The organism is Pseudomonas sp. K5002, assembly GCF_013386655.1.
In the GTDB taxonomy this organism is placed as follows: domain Bacteria; phylum Pseudomonadota; class Gammaproteobacteria; order Pseudomonadales; family Pseudomonadaceae; genus Aquipseudomonas.
This window is the reverse complement of the sequence record NZ_JACARK010000337.1, coordinates 1-14,113: the sequence shown is the minus strand read 5'-3', so window position 1 is coordinate 14,113 and position 14,113 is coordinate 1. Positions and strand designations below refer to the sequence as shown.

Annotated in this window: 16 protein-coding genes; 7 read left to right on the top strand and 9 right to left on the bottom strand. The window is 62.1% G+C overall.

The window, feature by feature from the left end; genetic code table 11:
• From HX846_RS16545 to HX846_RS16535, 3 genes are all read left to right on the top strand, one after another.
• A partial coding sequence (locus HX846_RS16545; RefSeq protein WP_178965733.1) for a PepSY domain-containing protein occupies window positions 1–457 on the top strand: 457 nt, incomplete at its 5' end.
• Window positions 454–630: a hypothetical protein gene (locus HX846_RS16540; RefSeq protein ID WP_178965732.1), complete on the top strand. Its 177-nt coding sequence runs from the start codon at window positions 454–456 to the stop codon at window positions 628–630. The genes HX846_RS16545 and HX846_RS16540, both read left to right, overlap by 4 nt.
• Before the next feature lie 35 nt (window positions 631–665).
• Complete coding sequence (locus tag HX846_RS16535; protein ID WP_178965731.1) at window positions 666–1,328, top strand: glutathione S-transferase; 663 nt, start codon at window positions 666–668, stop codon at window positions 1,326–1,328.
• 53 nt (window positions 1,329–1,381) lie between these two features.
• Here HX846_RS16535 and creD read toward each other — a convergent pair whose 3' ends face one another.
• From creD to HX846_RS16515, 4 genes are read right to left on the bottom strand one after another with little or no spacing between them, the layout of a single operon-like run.
• The gene (gene creD / locus HX846_RS16530) at window positions 1,382–2,731 is read right to left on the bottom strand and encodes a cell envelope integrity protein CreD (protein ID WP_008434346.1); all 1,350 of its coding nucleotides are present in this window, start codon (window positions 2,729–2,731) and stop codon (window positions 1,382–1,384) included.
• A 52-nt stretch (window positions 2,732–2,783) separates the two neighbouring features.
• Window positions 2,784–4,223, bottom strand: a complete 1,440-nt coding sequence (gene creC, locus HX846_RS16525; protein ID WP_003209209.1) for a two-component system sensor histidine kinase CreC — start codon at window positions 4,221–4,223, stop codon at window positions 2,784–2,786.
• Entirely contained in the window at window positions 4,223–4,891 is a 669-nt protein-coding gene (creB, locus tag HX846_RS16520; protein WP_003209207.1) for a two-component system response regulator CreB, read from the bottom strand. Before creB ends, creC begins: the two co-directional genes overlap by 1 nt.
• A gap of 9 nt (window positions 4,892–4,900) precedes the next feature.
• Window positions 4,901–5,401, bottom strand: a complete 501-nt coding sequence (locus HX846_RS16515) for an ATP-dependent zinc protease (protein WP_003209205.1) — start codon at window positions 5,399–5,401, stop codon at window positions 4,901–4,903.
• A 173-nt stretch (window positions 5,402–5,574) separates the two neighbouring features.
• Here HX846_RS16515 and HX846_RS16510 point away from each other — a divergent pair, with 173 nt between their 5' ends.
• Window positions 5,575–6,462: an acyltransferase gene (locus tag HX846_RS16510; protein ID WP_102370059.1), complete on the top strand. Its 888-nt coding sequence runs from the start codon at window positions 5,575–5,577 to the stop codon at window positions 6,460–6,462.
• On the opposite strand, the gene HX846_RS16505 is transcribed toward HX846_RS16510, so the two are convergent.
• Entirely contained in the window at window positions 6,459–7,028 is a 570-nt protein-coding gene (locus HX846_RS16505; protein ID WP_003209203.1) for a DUF2780 domain-containing protein, read from the bottom strand. The genes HX846_RS16510 and HX846_RS16505 overlap by 4 nt on opposite strands.
• A gap of 153 nt (window positions 7,029–7,181) precedes the next feature.
• Between HX846_RS16505 and HX846_RS16500 the strand changes: the two genes are divergently transcribed.
• From HX846_RS16500 to HX846_RS16490, 3 genes are all read left to right on the top strand, one after another.
• Window positions 7,182–7,817 carry a sigma-70 family RNA polymerase sigma factor gene (locus tag HX846_RS16500; protein WP_173882993.1) on the top strand — a complete coding sequence of 212 codons (636 nt, stop codon included), beginning with the start codon at window positions 7,182–7,184 and terminating at the stop codon, window positions 7,815–7,817.
• Window positions 7,814–8,491, top strand: a complete 678-nt coding sequence (locus HX846_RS16495; RefSeq protein ID WP_003209197.1) for an anti-sigma factor domain-containing protein — start codon at window positions 7,814–7,816, stop codon at window positions 8,489–8,491. Before HX846_RS16500 ends, HX846_RS16495 begins: the two co-directional genes overlap by 4 nt.
• Window positions 8,492–8,575: 84 nt before the next feature.
• Window positions 8,576–9,034: an anti-sigma factor domain-containing protein gene (locus tag HX846_RS16490; RefSeq protein WP_003209196.1), complete on the top strand. Its 459-nt coding sequence runs from the start codon at window positions 8,576–8,578 to the stop codon at window positions 9,032–9,034.
• 65 nt (window positions 9,035–9,099) lie between these two features.
• On the opposite strand, the gene fdhA is transcribed toward HX846_RS16490, so the two are convergent.
• The 4 genes from fdhA to HX846_RS16470 form a co-directional block, all read right to left on the bottom strand.
• Complete coding sequence (fdhA, locus tag HX846_RS16485; RefSeq protein ID WP_003209194.1) at window positions 9,100–10,299, bottom strand: formaldehyde dehydrogenase, glutathione-independent; 1,200 nt, start codon at window positions 10,297–10,299, stop codon at window positions 9,100–9,102.
• A gap of 194 nt (window positions 10,300–10,493) precedes the next feature.
• On the bottom strand, window positions 10,494–11,351 hold the full coding sequence (purU, locus tag HX846_RS16480) for a formyltetrahydrofolate deformylase (protein WP_003209192.1): 858 nt from the start codon (window positions 11,349–11,351) through the stop codon (window positions 10,494–10,496).
• Between the two features lie 120 nt (window positions 11,352–11,471).
• Window positions 11,472–12,104 carry a sarcosine oxidase subunit gamma gene (locus tag HX846_RS16475; RefSeq protein ID WP_102604381.1) on the bottom strand — a complete coding sequence of 211 codons (633 nt, stop codon included), beginning with the start codon at window positions 12,102–12,104 and terminating at the stop codon, window positions 11,472–11,474.
• Window positions 12,105–12,236: 132 nt separating this feature from the next.
• A partial coding sequence (locus HX846_RS16470; RefSeq protein ID WP_306173124.1) for a glycine cleavage T C-terminal barrel domain-containing protein occupies window positions 12,237–14,113 on the bottom strand: 1,877 nt, incomplete at its 5' end.

The following is a 14,113-nucleotide window of genomic DNA, read 5'->3' as shown; positions in this document are numbered from 1 at the left end:
CGCCGACCTGATCATCGCCGCGTGGCGCACCGACAGCCTCAGCGCAATGATCGAGCCTTACAAAAACGCCCCGCCGCTGACCCTGCGCGCCCCCGCCACCGACCTGCTGACGATTGCCGCCAAGGCCGCGCCCGGGATGGAGCCGGACTTTATCGCGTTCCCCGGCACGCGTTTCTCCAGCGAGCATCACTACGCGGTGTTCATGAAAGGCAGCACCCACCTGACTTCACACCTGCTGACGCCGGTATTGATCGACGCCAGCAACCTGCACGTCACCGCCATCGCCGAACGGCCGTGGTACATGGACGCCATGGGCATGTCCCAGCCGCTGCACTTCGGTGACTACGGCGGCATGCCGATGAAGATCCTGTGGGCGGTGCTGGATGTGCTGACCATCATCGTCCTGGGCAGTGGCGTGTACCTGTGGCTGGTGCGGCGCAAGGCGGCCAAGTCATGAAGCCGAGGCAATCGAGTTTCTGGAAGGTATTCGGCATTCCGCTGGCCATCGGGTTGTTGATTGCTGCCGGATTGTTTGCGGCATTGCTGGGGGACGGCTTGTGGGATTCGCTGAGCTGGGTGGGGCTGGGCATTCCGGCCGCCATAGGTAGCTGGGCGTTGCTCAAGCGTTGAGATAGATTAGCGCTGCCCTTTTCCGAGGAATGCCCATGTCCACCCCCAGCATGACGTTGTTCCACAACCCTGCCTCGCCGTTTGTGCGCAAAGTACGGGTGTTGTTGCACGAGACCGGTCAACTGGACCGCGTGACCTTGCACGCCTGCGTGCCGACGCCTGTCAAGCCTGACGCCGACGTGATCCAGGACAACGCGCTGGGCAAGATCCCCGCCCTGCGCCTGGCCGACGGCAATGCGCTGCACGACAGCCGGGTGATCCTCGATTACCTCGACTACCAACACACCGGGATTCCACTGATCCCCCGGAACGGCCCGGCCCGCTGGTGGCGCCTGACCCTGGCCTCGACCGCCGACGGCATCATGGATGCCGCCGTACTGGTGCGTTATGAAACCGCCATGCGCCCCGAGGAAAAACATTGGGACCTGTGGCTGGAAGGCCAGCGCGACAAGATCCGCCGCGCCCTCGACATGCTCGAACAGGACGCCATCGCCGAACTGGCCGGGCCGTTTGACGTGGCCGCGATCAGCGTGGCGTGTGCACTGGCTTATCTGGACTTCCGCCACCCGGACATGCAGTGGCGGTCGAGCCATCCGAAGCTGGCGGCGTGGTATGCCGAGGTGAGTCAGCGGCCGTCGATGCTCCANNAAGCTCCCTCGCCACAAAAAGCTCCCGGGCCACAGGGAATAGCGCGTTAATCCTCACCACTAACTGCGCGCCCTCTTGCTGATCTTCCCGCAACCCCAACGACCTACTCATCACCCACCTCCTTGCGTTTGCCCACCCCATACCAATCCAGCTTGCGGGTCAGCACCATCACCGTGCCCAGCAACCCGAACAGCAGCAACGAGCCCATCAACAACGCGTAATCCTCGGCACTCAGCAACCCGTACAGCAAGCCATACAACGCCGCCAACCCTGCTGAAAACCCCAGGCCATGGGCGACACTGCGCAGCACATGGCAGACGTAAAACCCGATCAGCAACACACAGGCCGCCGCCGATATCAGGTAAGCCGGGCCAAACCCGATGTGCTCGGACAACGACAACAGCAGCAGGTAGAAAAACGCCAGGGCAACCCCCACCAGCGCGTACTGGATCGGGTGCACCGCCAGGCTCTTGAGCACCTCGAACAGGAAGAAACCGGCAAACGTCAGGGCAATGAACAGCAGCGCATATTTGATCGCCCGATCGCTCTTGAGGTACTGGTCCACCGGGTCGATAAAGCTCACGCCGAAGCTGCGGCTGTTGAAGTCGTCACAGCCGCGCTCGGCCAGGCAACCGCGCAGTGCTTCTTCCAGGTTGGTGGAGAAGAATGTGGTCTGCCAATTGGCGCTGAAGCCTTGGGCGGTGACCTCGCGCTGGGTCGGCAGGAAGTTGCCGATAAAGCTGGGGTGCGGCCAGTTGGACGCGAGCTTGACCTGGCTGGTCTTGCCCACCGGCACCACTTGCAACTGCTCGGTTCCTTGCAGGCGCAGGTCAAAGGCGAAGTCAAAAGGTGACGGATTGTGGCTGTCCTGCTCGGGCAGCATCACGTGCACACCCTCCCCCAGCCAAGCCACTTGAGTGCCCGGGGAAAACGCCAGTTGCTGGCTGCCCAGCTCCAGCTTCAACGCATTTTCGATGCCGCGAATGTCGCTGATACCCACTGCCAGATACGCCGGCTCAAAGCGGTAATCGGCAAAGTTTTCCGTGATGCCCCACTGCTCCGGCAACACAAACCGCCCACTGATACGGCTGTCGGCGTGGAACAACCGCGCCTGGTAGATGCCCCGGGCGCGCACTTCGGTTTGCACCTGCCCGTCGAGGGCAAATTGCTCCGGCAGGAAATACAGATGACCACGCACCTCGCGGGTTTCTTCGTAGCGTTCGTTGAGCTTTTCATTGAGCTTCCACTCCCGGACGGTCTTGCGATAAGGCACCACCAGCACCGGGCCATTGAGGCGCTGGCTGTAGCTGGAACTGCGGGCGATATCCTGCAAGACGTCGTCGCGCAGTTGCTGACGGTCGGTAATCACCCCGTGGATCATCAGCAACGGAATCAACAACAGCACGATCAGCAGCGCGATGGCGCCCAATTTGAAAAGCAGATTGCGGTTCATGAAGCTCTCCCTGTTTTGATGGGGGAGAGTCTGGCGGGCGCTTAAGGGGGATTTATGAAGGGAATGTGGAGACTGTGTGGAGATGCAGCTTTACCTGCACGCCGCCGGGCACGTTGCCGATCTGCAATGAGCCGCCGTGCAGCTTCATCACCTCTTCGACAAAATTCAGCCCAAGGCCGGTGCTCTTGCGCCCGCTGGCCGGGCGCGGCAGGGAATAGAAGCGCTCGCTCAGGCGCGGCAACGCGTACTCGGGAATGGCGTCGGCCTGGTTGAACAGGGTGAATTCGATCCCGTCATCCAAGGCCTTGGCGCTGAACCGCAATGTGCCACCGGGCGGTGTGAAATCCAGTGCGTTTTCCAGCAGGTTACCCAGTGCCTGGCGCAGCAGGAACGGCTCGCCGTACACCTGCAGATCCGCGTCAATCGCCTGCTCGACCTGCAACCCGGCGCCTTCAATGCGCGCACATTGAGCTCTGAGCACTTCGTCCACCAGCGCCGCCAAGGACAGGCTGGCCTGGTCCTCAAGGCCCTGGCGCTGCTCCACCTGCGCCAGGTTCAGCAGGCGTTCGATCAACTGCTGCAAGCGCGCACTTTCACTGTCGATATTGCTCACGAAACGCTGCTGCTGGTCACGGGACATGTCGCCCTGCAACAGCTCCGCCGCACCACGAATCGCCGCCAGCGGGCTTTTCAATTCGTGGGTCAGGGTGTGCACATAACGTTCGACGTACGCCTTGCCTTCCAGCTGGGTGCGCATGTGTTCCACGGCGGTGGACAACTGCTCCAGTTCACCGCCGCGATAGTGCGGCAACTCGGCACGCCGGCCTTCACTCACCGCCTGGGCATACGCCGTCAGCCGGCGCAGTGCGACACTCAACCACCACGACAACAGCGCACCAAACAGCAAGCCCAGGGCGACCAGCCCGGCGCCGTACCACAGCAGCCGGTCTTCGGTGCGGTCCACATAGGGTTGCAGTGAACTGTTGGGCTTGGCCACAGTAACCACGCCGATGATCTGCCCGCTATCGCGGATCGGCGCGCCGACGTGCATCACCGAAGAGGCAGGGTCGTCCAGTTCGCTGCGGGTCGAGCGCGCACCGTATTCGCCGCGCAGGGTCAGGTACACGTCATTCCACTTCGAGTAATCCTCGCCTACGGCCTCGCCGCTGGAGTCCAGCAGCACAATGCCCTTGGCGTCGGTGACGTAGATGCGGTGGTTGACCTGGTTTTTCGGCAGGCCCCAGATATTCGCGCCGGGCTGACGCTCACCGTAGGCCTTGAGCAGTTCGGGCCAGTGGCTCTGGCCGAGGGTGCCGTTCTTCACATCGTCGCGCAGGATTTCCGCCAGCAGGTTGGCGGTGTCCACCAGGGTTTCTTCGGTGGACTGGCGCACACCGGGGCGGATTTCCTTCATCACGGTGCTGAGTACGAAGTAGCCGGTCAGGCCGATAAACAATGCGTACACCAGGAAGAACCGAATCCCCAGGCGCATCAGCTGTTGCCCGGGCTGTAGCTGTAGCCAAGGCCGCGATGGGTCTGGATGGGCTCCGCCTCGGGCGCCACCGCGCGCAATTTGCTGCGCACGCTTTTGATGTGGCTGTCGATATTGCGCTCGTAGCCTGCGTCCGCCGCCACGCCCACCGCATCCAGCAGTTGCTCGCGGCTGAACACGCGCTCGGGTTGCTCCAAAAGGCTGTGCAGCAGACGGAATTCATGGCGAGTGAGGCTCAGGGGCTGGCCGCGATAACTGATCTGCATGCGCTCCAGGTCCACCTGGAACACCGCCGGAGCAGCACCGGGGCCCACGCGCTTGAGAATGGCCCGTACCCGCGCTGCCACTTCCCGCGGGCTGAACGGCTTGACTACATAGTCGTCAGCGCCGATCTCAAGACCCACCACGCGGTCGATCTCACCGTCCCGGGCGCTGAGGAACATCACCGGTACTTCGCTGAAACGCCGCAGTTGCTTGCAGGTTTCGAAGCCGGTGATGTCCGGCAGGCCGATGTCGAGGATGACCAGGTCCGCCGGGGTTTGCCGCTGATGGGCCAGCGCCGCCTGGCCGAGGCTCAACCAGGTGGTGGTGAAGCCCTCGCCTTGCAGGGCGAAAATCAGCGTGTCGGCGATAGCCGCTTCGTCTTCGACAATCAGGATATGCGCCATGGTGTTCCGTCAGCAGTCCGGTTTGTCCGCAGTGTAACGGCGGGCCGGGTTTACTGCAGCGCCGAATTCACGCAGGGCCTTGGCGCCGATCAGCAGCGGGTAGTTGAAGCTGCTGCGGTCGGTGAGGTTGACCTCGACGGTGCGCTTGACGTTGCCCAGGCACATTTCCAGGTCGATCACCGGGCGCTTGGCCACGGTGGCTTCGTCCTTGTCGTCATCTTCGTCGGCGCGGCTCTTGATTTTGCTGATGCGCGAAACCTTGTGCTCGTACACCTTGTTGGTGGCGTCCTTGCCGCCGAGGCGGAAGCGTACCCAGTCATCGCCATCACGGGTGAAGGTCTCGATGTCCCGGGCCGACAGCGAGGCGGTCAGCGCGCCGGTGTCCATCTTGGCCTTGAAGGTCTCACCGATTTCCGGCAGTTGGATGTATTCGTAGCGACCGTAAAGGGTCGGCTCAGCGGCCATGACAGGCAAGGCCACCAGCGTTAGCAGGGCAAGGATGGATTTCACGTAGGAGGTTTCCTTGGAATAAGTGGGCCAATTCTAGACTGCAAATTCACTGCTTAGTTAGATCACAGAGCATACCCAGCCCGCTGTGAAACATTCGTAAGCTTATTTGCGATTTGGTCTCCAGACCCAAGCTGCTTATCATGGCGGGCCAAAAATGATTCCAAGAGTTACTTATGCGCCGCCTGCTCACCGGCTGTTTCGTCACATTGCTGCTGTTGCTCAACACCCTGGTGCTGTTCGGGCCGCTGATGGTGTTTGCCCTGCTCAAGCTGGTGGCCCCCGGTCGCTTTCGTGACTATGCGTCCTGGGCCGTCATGTGGATCGCCGAAACCTGGGCCGAGATCGACAAGCTGATCTTCGCCCTGTGCATCCCTACCCAATGGGACATTCGCGGCGGCGGCGACCTGCGGGGGGACACTTCTTATCTGGTGATCAGCAACCATCAATCCTGGGTCGACATCCCCGCACTGATCCAGGCCCTCAACCGGCGCACGCCGTTCTTCAAGTTCTTCCTGAAAAAGGAACTGATCTGGGTACCCTTCCTGGGCCTGGCCTGGTGGGCGCTGGATTACCCGTTCATGAAGCGCTACAGCAAGGCATTCCTGGCCAAGCACCCTGAACTGGCAGGGCAGGACCTGAAGATCACCAAGGAGGCCTGCGAGTTGTTCAAGCGCCAGCCGGTCACCGTGGTGAATTACCTGGAAGGCACGCGGTTCACCCCGGCCAAGCGCAAACAGCAGGCTTCACCCTTCGAGCGCCTGCTCAAGCCCAAGGCGGGTGGCGTGGCGTTCGTGCTCGCGGCGTTGGGTGAACAGCTGGATGCGGTGCTCGACGTCACCGTGGTTTATCCACAGGAAAACATTCCTGGCTTCTGGGACTTGATCAGTGGTGCGGTGCCGAAGGTGATCGTGGATATCCGTACCCGAGAGCTGGATCCGGCGTTGTGGCAGGGGGATTACGAGAACGATCCGGCGTTTCGCCAGACCGTCCAGAACTGGGTCAACCAGCTCTGGATGGAGAAGGATGCGCGCATCGCCCAACTGCGCGCGGAGCGGTCTTAGCCGCCAGTGCCCCAGGCCGAAGCCAGTTTGCCCAGCACCGATTCGCTGGCGCCCTGGCCGCCCAGGTATTTCAGGATAACCGGCGCAAACTGGCCAACCATCCCACTGTCCATGCCCAGCGCGCTGAACGCGGTGTTCAGGTCGTTGGTGTTCTTCACGTTACCCAACACGCCGTCCAGGCCCGAGGTCTTGCTGCCGCCGCTCTGGCCGAGCATGCCGCTCAGGGCGCCGAGGCTGCCCAGGGAGTTGCTGCCGGAGAGCTTGTCCAGGCCCGGTACGCTTTTGGTCAGTTGCGAGTAATCACCGCCGCCCAATTTATTCTTGGCCAGGCCCAGCATTGCGCCGGTACCGCCGACGGCCTGCTCCGGGGTCACGTTCAATTGCGAGGTCAGTGCCTGCAGCAGACCAGCGGTCTGTGAAGTGGGTGCAGCCGCTGCTGCCTTGTCGCCACCTTGTGCACCGGACACGGCATTGGCCACGTCGCCGAGGCTGAAACCTGCCGCAAATACCGGGCTGGCCGCCACGGTCAACAGGCAGGACAGGGCAAAACCGCGTGAAATCTTCATCAAGACAACCTCTGAAAGTAAGCGCAAAAAGCAGGAGTTTGACTGGGTACGCCGAAGGATTGTTCCCTCCCTGCAGATTAGTTCAGAAAACCACTGCATCCGATGCGCCTTGCGCTGCGTATATCCACCACGAGCCGCACGGAGGTAGATGGAATGAATGCCCAAGCTGGACTAACCTCAGCCTGCCCTCTTTACCGTGCGCCGTCCCATCGCCCTGTTGCAAGCGCCTGGAGAAGCCCTATTTCGACCCACGATGCAGATCAGCTACGGCAATTGCTGGCCCAGTGTTCACTGGGTAATCGCCAGGCGTTCGAAACGCTCTATCGCAGCGTTTCCCCGCGTTTGCATGGTGTTGCCTTGCGTTTCATGGGTCGCAAGGATCTGGCCGAGGAGGTGTTGCAGGAAAGCTTCGTGCGCATCTGGTACAACGCCTCACGCTATGAGGCCCATCTGTCGGCGCCCATGACCTGGATGGTCAATATCACCCGCAACCTGGCGATCGACCAGTTGCGCAAACACCGCGAACAACCCTTGAACGAAGGCCAGGAGGACGCCACGGCCGACGAAAGCCCCAGCGCCCATGAACAGCTCGACAGCGAGCGTGAAGCCCTCGCCCTGAACCGCTGCCTCGACAGCCTCGAAGGCATGCAGCGTCAATCGATCACCGTGGCTTACTTCCAGGGCTTGTCGTGCTCGGAATTGGCCGAACATCTGGCCGCGCCCCTGGGCTCGGTCAAATCCTGGATTCGCCGCGGCATGGAGCGCTTGCGCAGGTGCCTTGAATCATGAACTACCAGACCACCGCCCTGCGCCGCGCCCTGGCGGCTGACTACGCCATCGGGCTGATGCCTGCCACCGCCCGCCGGCGCTTTGAAGCGCTGCTGCGGGATGACGCGGCGCTGCGCGTCGAACTCGGGCACTGGCAGGATGCCCTCGCCAGCCTCACCGGGCCGCTGCCTGAACGGCCGGTGCCGGACCACGTATGGGAAGGGATCAAGGCGCGCATTGAGCCGCAAGTGCTGCATATGCCGGCGAAGAAACCGTTCTGGATGAACCTGCGCTTGCTGGTAGCGGCGTGCGGGGTGGTGATCGCGGTATTGGTGGGTGTGTTGTACCAGCGCGACCTTGGGGTGGAGTACAACGCTACGCTGGTGGCGGCTGATCAGCAGCCGGCGCTGAAGATCCAGGCCTACGCGGATCACCTGCAAGTGGAACCGCTGACCCTGGCGGCCGTGGAGCCGGCCCGCGCGTTGGAACTGTGGGCAATCCCGGCAGGCGGCAAACCCATCTCCCTGGGGTTGTTGCCGGTGTCGGGTAACGGCCGAATCCAGTTGAGCAAAGAACACCAGGCGCTGCTGACGGCGCCGCTGACCCTGGCAGTGAGCCTTGAGCCTGAGGGCGGCTCGCCGACCGGACAACCCACCGGGCCGGTGCTGTACCAGGGCCAATTGGCATCACTCTGATCCGAGGCTCAATACGACGGATGAGGAACCGATCGCCGTTAACCGGGTCCATGAAAGACTACAAAACATGTCAGGAAGAGCCTAATGACTGCGATCAACCCCCAAGTGATTGAGCACAAGCCTTCATTCTGGAACCGCCCACGCCTGTTCGTCGGCGCCTGTTTGGTGATAGTGGCAGGCGTCGGCGGCGCCCTCTACACCCAGGACAGCGTCAAGGCTGCCGCGCTGCTGGTGAACACCACCCAGCAACCGGCCACGCAGATCGTGGCCCACAAGGATTACCTCGAAGTGCAGCCGATTGCCGCCACCGCACCGGCTCCGGACCAAAGCCTGGAGCTGTGGGCGGTTCCGGCTGACGGCACGCCAGTGTCGCTGGGCCTGCTGCCGGAAGACGGCAAAGGCATTATCGGCATCAACCCTCGCCAGCAGGAGTCGATCAGTAAACCGGTGACACTGATGGTCAGTTCGGAAACCAAGGGTGGCTCGGTGAGCAAGCAGCCGACGGGGCCAACGGTGTATCAGGGGGCTTTGGCGATCCGCTGATTCTCCCACCCAACCGCAGATGCAAAAAAGGCGACCCTGAGGTCGCCTTTTTAATTGCCCGCGATTTAAGCCGCGCTGAACAACTTGTGCGGATCAATCACAAACTTCTTCGGCACGCCCGCATCGAACTCACCGTAACCGCGTGGCGCGTCATCCAGGCTGATGACTTCCACACCGACGATGTCGGCAATGTTGATACGGTCCCACATGATCGCCTGCATCAGTTGGCGGTTGTACTTCATCACAGGGGTTTGCCCGGTGTGGAAGCTGTGGGACTTGGCCCAGCCCAGGCCGAAACGAATGCTCAGGCTGCCCATTTTTGCAGCGGCATCCACGGCACCCGGGTCTTCGGTGACGTACAGGCCCGGAATACCGATTTTGCCAGCCACCCGCACCACGCCCATCAACGAGTTGAGCACGGTGGCCGGAGCCTCTGCCTTGGCCCCTTCATGACCATGGCCACGCGCTTCGAAACCCACGGCATCGACGGCGCAATCCACTTCCGGCTCGCCCAGCAACGCAGCGATCTGTTCGTGCAGCGGGGTGTCTTTCGACAGGTCGGCAATTTCAAAACCCTGGGCCTTGGCGTGGGCCAGGCGGATCGGGTTGACGTCACCGATGATCACCACCGCAGCGCCCAGCAGGCGAGCGGAAGCGGCAGCCGCCAGGCCTACCGGACCGGCACCGGCGATGTAGACCGTGCTGCCCGGGCCAACGCCCGCAGTGACTGCGCCGTGGTAGCCGGTGGGCAGGATGTCGGAGAGGCAGGTCAGGTCGCGGATTTTCTCCATGGCCTTGTCGCGGTCCGGCAGTTTCAACAGGTTGAAGTCGGCGTAAGGCACCAGCACGTATTCGGCCTGGCCGCCAGTCCAGTCGCCCATGTCGACATAGCCGTAGGCGCCACCGGCACGGGCCGGGTTGACGGTCAGGCACACGCCGGTGTGCTGCTCTTTGCAGGAACGGCAACGGCCGCATGCGACGTTGAACGGCACCGACACCAGGTCGCCGATCTTCAGGTTCTCGACGTCGCTGCCCTTCTCGATCACTTCGCCGGTGATTTCGTGGCCCAGGACCAGGCCGGTCTGGGCAGTGGTGCGGCCGCGCACCATGTGTTGGTCGGAGCCGCAGATGTTGGTGGAGACCACGCGCAGGATGACGCCGTGCTCAATCTTCCTGCCACGGGGGTCCTGCATTTTGGGATAGTCGATTTTCTGTACTTCGACCTTGCCGTTGCCGAGATACACGACACCACGATTACCAGACATGCTTTCACCTCGCTGTTGTTTTTATGGAACCGCGTTGCCCAGGCAGGCAGCGCGTTTAAGTGCTCGGGTACAGATGCTGTTTTTGCGTTGTTAGTAAGGGCCTCTTCGCGAGCAAGCCCGCTCCCACAGTTGACCGAGTCCTACCTTTGAAATGCGGTCGAATGTGGGAGCGGGCTTGCTCGCGAAGGCGTCCATCAGAGCACCACTGTCCGATTGGCGTTCAAGAACACCCGCCGCTCAATGTGATACCCCACGGCCCGGGCCAGGGTCAGGCCTTCGATATCCCGTCCCTTGGCAATCAAATCTTCCGGATAGTGACTGTGGTCCACCACCTCCACGCCCTGGGCGATGATCGGGCCTTCGTCCAAATCGTTATTGATGTAATGCGCAGTAGCGCCCACCAGTTTCACCCCCTTGTTGTAGGCTTGGTGATACGGCTTGGCGCCCTTGAAACCGGGCAGCAGGGAGTGGTGGATGTTGATGGCTTTACCGTCAAGCTTGCGGCACAGCTCCGGCGACAGCACTTGCATGTAGCGCGCAAGAATCACCAGCTCGGCGCCGGACTCTTCGATCACCTGCCACACCTGGCGCTCCTGCGACGGCTTGTCGTTGGGGTCCAGGGGAAAGTGGTAATAGGGAATCTGGTGCCAGTCGGCCAGGGGCTTGAGGTCCGGGTGGTTGGAGACTACGGCGACCACGTCCATCGACAGTTGGCCGATGCGCTGGCGGTAGAGCAAATCGTTGAGGCAGTGATCGGCCTTGGAGACCATGATCACCACTTTCGGCCGGTAGTTCGGCGCGGTCAGTTCGAAGATCATGCCGAAGGCTTCGCCACGGGTGGCCAGGCCATCGCGGAAGGCTTGTTCGTCGAAACCATCGGGCTGGCGGAACTCCACGCGGATGAAGAACCGGCCCGAGAGCCGGTCATCGAAGGAGTGGTGCTCAGTGACGTAGCAGCCCTGCTCGAACAGGTAGCGAGTGACCGCGTCCACCGTGCCGAGCACGCTGGGGCAGTCGGCGGTCAAAATCCATGTATCGGGTACGCGGCTCATTATTCGTGACTCCTTGATCGTTCCCACGCTCTGCGTGGGAACGCCGCAATGGACGCTCTGCGTCCGCTCTTGGGACGCGGAGCGTCCCGGGATGCATTCCCACGCGGAGCGTGGGAACGATCAGGCCTGGACGCTTAAACCATACTCAGCCGCCGCATCCTGCAACCACAGCCACCAGTAATCCGAGAAGCTGCGACGAATCACCAGCTCCCAGGTGTCTTCAGCAGTATGGCGAATCACCAATTGCGACTTGGCAAACACCGTGCCCACCGCCTTGCCCACCGGGAAGCTGTTGGGGTGCACGTCGTAGCTGGTGGATTTCATCAGCACATCGCGCACGTTGGGGCCGCTGAGTTCGAGAATCTGCTGGCCGCCGCTGACGTTGACGACCTGGATATGCAAATCACCCAGCGCCTCACGCAAGCTTTTCTCGGCGGCGAATTCCTCACCACCTGGCACTACCAGCAACCACTCATCCGGACCGAGCCATTGCAGGCTGGTCTCACCCTTGACGATGACTTGCAGGGCACCGGGCAATTCGATACCCAAGGCTTTGTGCACACCGGCGGCGAAGGCTGCGTCATGGCCATCGCCACGAATGGTCAGGTGGCCCAGCAGTTTCTTTTCACGCACGGTCACGCCGGCATTCTTGCGGCCCTTGCCTACCAGGCTGGCGAGGTCGGCATGGTGCAGCGACGACTCGGCCTTGGCTCCGGAGGTGGGGCGTTGTTGGTAAACATTGGCTGCTGTCATAAAGCACCTGTGTTGAATTTGATCGTTCCCACGCTCTGCGTGGGAATGCCGCCATGGACGCTCTGCGTCCGCTCTTGGGGCGCAGAGCGCCCCGGGATGCATTCCCACGCGGAGCGTGGGAACGATCAGGTGTCAGATGTTCTGGCGGTCGCCTTTAGGATCAAAGAACACCGAAGAAACAATCTCCGCCTCGATCACGCTGCCATCCGCCAGCGGTGCAAACACCCGCTCGCCGATGCGCTTCAAGCCGCCCTTCACCACGCCCATGGCAAACGAATAACCGAGGGAGTTATGGGCATAACTGGAGGTGACGTGGCCGACCATCTTCATCGGGATCGTCTGCTTGGCGTCGAACACCAACTGCGCGCCTTCCGGCAGCCACACGTTCGGGTCGATCGGCTTGAGTCCGACAAGCTGCTTGCGGTCTTCACGCACACAGTCTTCGCGATTCATCCCGCGCCAGCCAATCCACGAGAACGGTTTGGTACGGCCTACACACCAGCCCATGTTCAGGTCGTCCGGGGTCATCGAGCCGTCGGTATCCTGGCCGACGATGATGAAACCCTTCTCGGCCCGCAGCACGTGCATGGTTTCGGTGCCATAAGGCGTCAGGTTGTACTTCTTGCCGGCCTCGACGATTTTCTCGAGCACGCCCATGGCGTAGTCGGCCTGCACGTTGACTTCGTACGACAGCTCACCGGTAAACGAAATCCGGAACACCCGCGCCGGCACGCCGCCCACCAGGCCTTCTTTCCAGGTCATGAACGGGAAGCCGTCCTTGTCCAGGTCGATGTCGGTGACTTCGCTCAACAGCTTGCGGCTGTTGGGGCCGGACAAGGTCATGGTTGCCCAGTGGTCGGTGACCGAGGTGAAGTACACCTTGAGGTCTGGCCATTCGGTCTGCTGGTAGATTTCCAGCCACTGGAGTACGCGTGCTGCGCCGCCGGTGGTGGTGGTCATCAGGAAGTGGTTGTCGGCGAGGCAGGCAGTCACGCCGTCGTCGAAGACCATGCCGTCTTCCTTGCACATCAGGCCGTAGCGGGCCTTGCCCACGTCGAGCTTGGTCCAGGCGTTGCTGTAGATGCGGTTGAGGAACTCGCGGGCATCCGGGCCCTGGATATCGATCTTGCCGAGGGTGGACGCGTCCAGCAGGCCGACGCTGTCACGCACGGCCAGGCATTCGCGCTTCACTGCGGCGTCCAGGTCTTCACCGTTGCGCGGGAAATACCATGGGCGTTTCCACTGGCCGACGTCCTCAAACTCGGCGCCGTTTTTCACGTGCCAGGCTTGCAGCGCGGTGTAGCGCACCGGCTCGAAGATGTGCCCACAGTGCCGGCCTGCTACCGCGCCGAAGGTCACCGGCGTGTAGTTGGGACGGAACATGGTGGTGCCCATCTGCGGGATGGTCACATTCAGCGAACGGGCCGCGATGGCCAGGCCGTTGACGTTGCCGAGCTTGCCCTGGTCAGTGCCGAAGCCCAGTGCGGTGTAGCGCTTGACGTGCTCCACCGACTCGAAACCCTCGCGGGTGGCGAGTTCGATGGCGGCCGCGGTGACGTCATTCTGCAGGTCGACAAATTGCTTCGGCGCCCGTGCGGTAGCTTTCTCGTGAGGTACCTGGAACAGCGCCAGGGTCGGTTCTTCCAGACGGCTCAAGGCTTTTGGCAGCGTACCTTCCACCGGCGCAAACCCGGCTTCGCTGGCAGCGCGCACGCCACCTTCAAAACCGTCGGCCAGGGAATCGCCGAGGCCGTAGACGCCATTGATGCCACCGACGCACACGCGTTTCTGCGGTGCTTCGCCCGGTACAAAACCGAGGATGTCTTCACGCCAGGTCGGCTTGCCGCCCAGGTGCGAGGCCAGGTGGACCACCGGGCTGTAGCCGCCGGAGCTGGCGACCAGGTCGCACTCCAGCCACTCGCCGGGGCTGGTGACTTTATGAGCTTTGACATCGATGGCCGCAACACGGGCGCCAGTGACGTGCTTGCTGCCACGGGCCTCGATCACGG

Excerpts from the sequence above, each read along its gene's own strand:
- HX846_RS16495 (WP_003209197.1), top strand. The coding sequence starts at position 7,814 with ATGAACTACCAGACCACCGCCCTGCGCCGCGCCCTGGCGGCTGACTAC.
- creC (WP_003209209.1), bottom strand. The coding sequence starts at position 4,223 with ATGCGCCTGGGGATTCGGTTCTTCCTGGTGTACGCATTGTTTATCGGC.
- HX846_RS16510 (WP_102370059.1), top strand. The coding sequence starts at position 5,575 with ATGCGCCGCCTGCTCACCGGCTGTTTCGTCACATTGCTGCTGTTGCTC.
- creD (WP_008434346.1), bottom strand. The coding sequence starts at position 2,731 with ATGAACCGCAATCTGCTTTTCAAATTGGGCGCCATCGCGCTGCTGATC.
- HX846_RS16490 (WP_003209196.1), top strand. The coding sequence starts at position 8,576 with ATGACTGCGATCAACCCCCAAGTGATTGAGCACAAGCCTTCATTCTGG.
- HX846_RS16505 (WP_003209203.1), bottom strand. The coding sequence starts at position 7,028 with ATGAAGATTTCACGCGGTTTTGCCCTGTCCTGCCTGTTGACCGTGGCG.
- HX846_RS16500 (WP_173882993.1), top strand. The coding sequence starts at position 7,182 with ATGAATGCCCAAGCTGGACTAACCTCAGCCTGCCCTCTTTACCGTGCG.
- HX846_RS16475 (WP_102604381.1), bottom strand. The coding sequence starts at position 12,104 with ATGACAGCAGCCAATGTTTACCAACAACGCCCCACCTCCGGAGCCAAG.
- purU (WP_003209192.1), bottom strand. The coding sequence starts at position 11,351 with ATGAGCCGCGTACCCGATACATGGATTTTGACCGCCGACTGCCCCAGC.
- fdhA (WP_003209194.1), bottom strand. The coding sequence starts at position 10,299 with ATGTCTGGTAATCGTGGTGTCGTGTATCTCGGCAACGGCAAGGTCGAA.
- creB (WP_003209207.1), bottom strand. The coding sequence starts at position 4,891 with ATGGCGCATATCCTGATTGTCGAAGACGAAGCGGCTATCGCCGACACG.
- HX846_RS16540 (WP_178965732.1), top strand. The coding sequence starts at position 454 with ATGAAGCCGAGGCAATCGAGTTTCTGGAAGGTATTCGGCATTCCGCTG.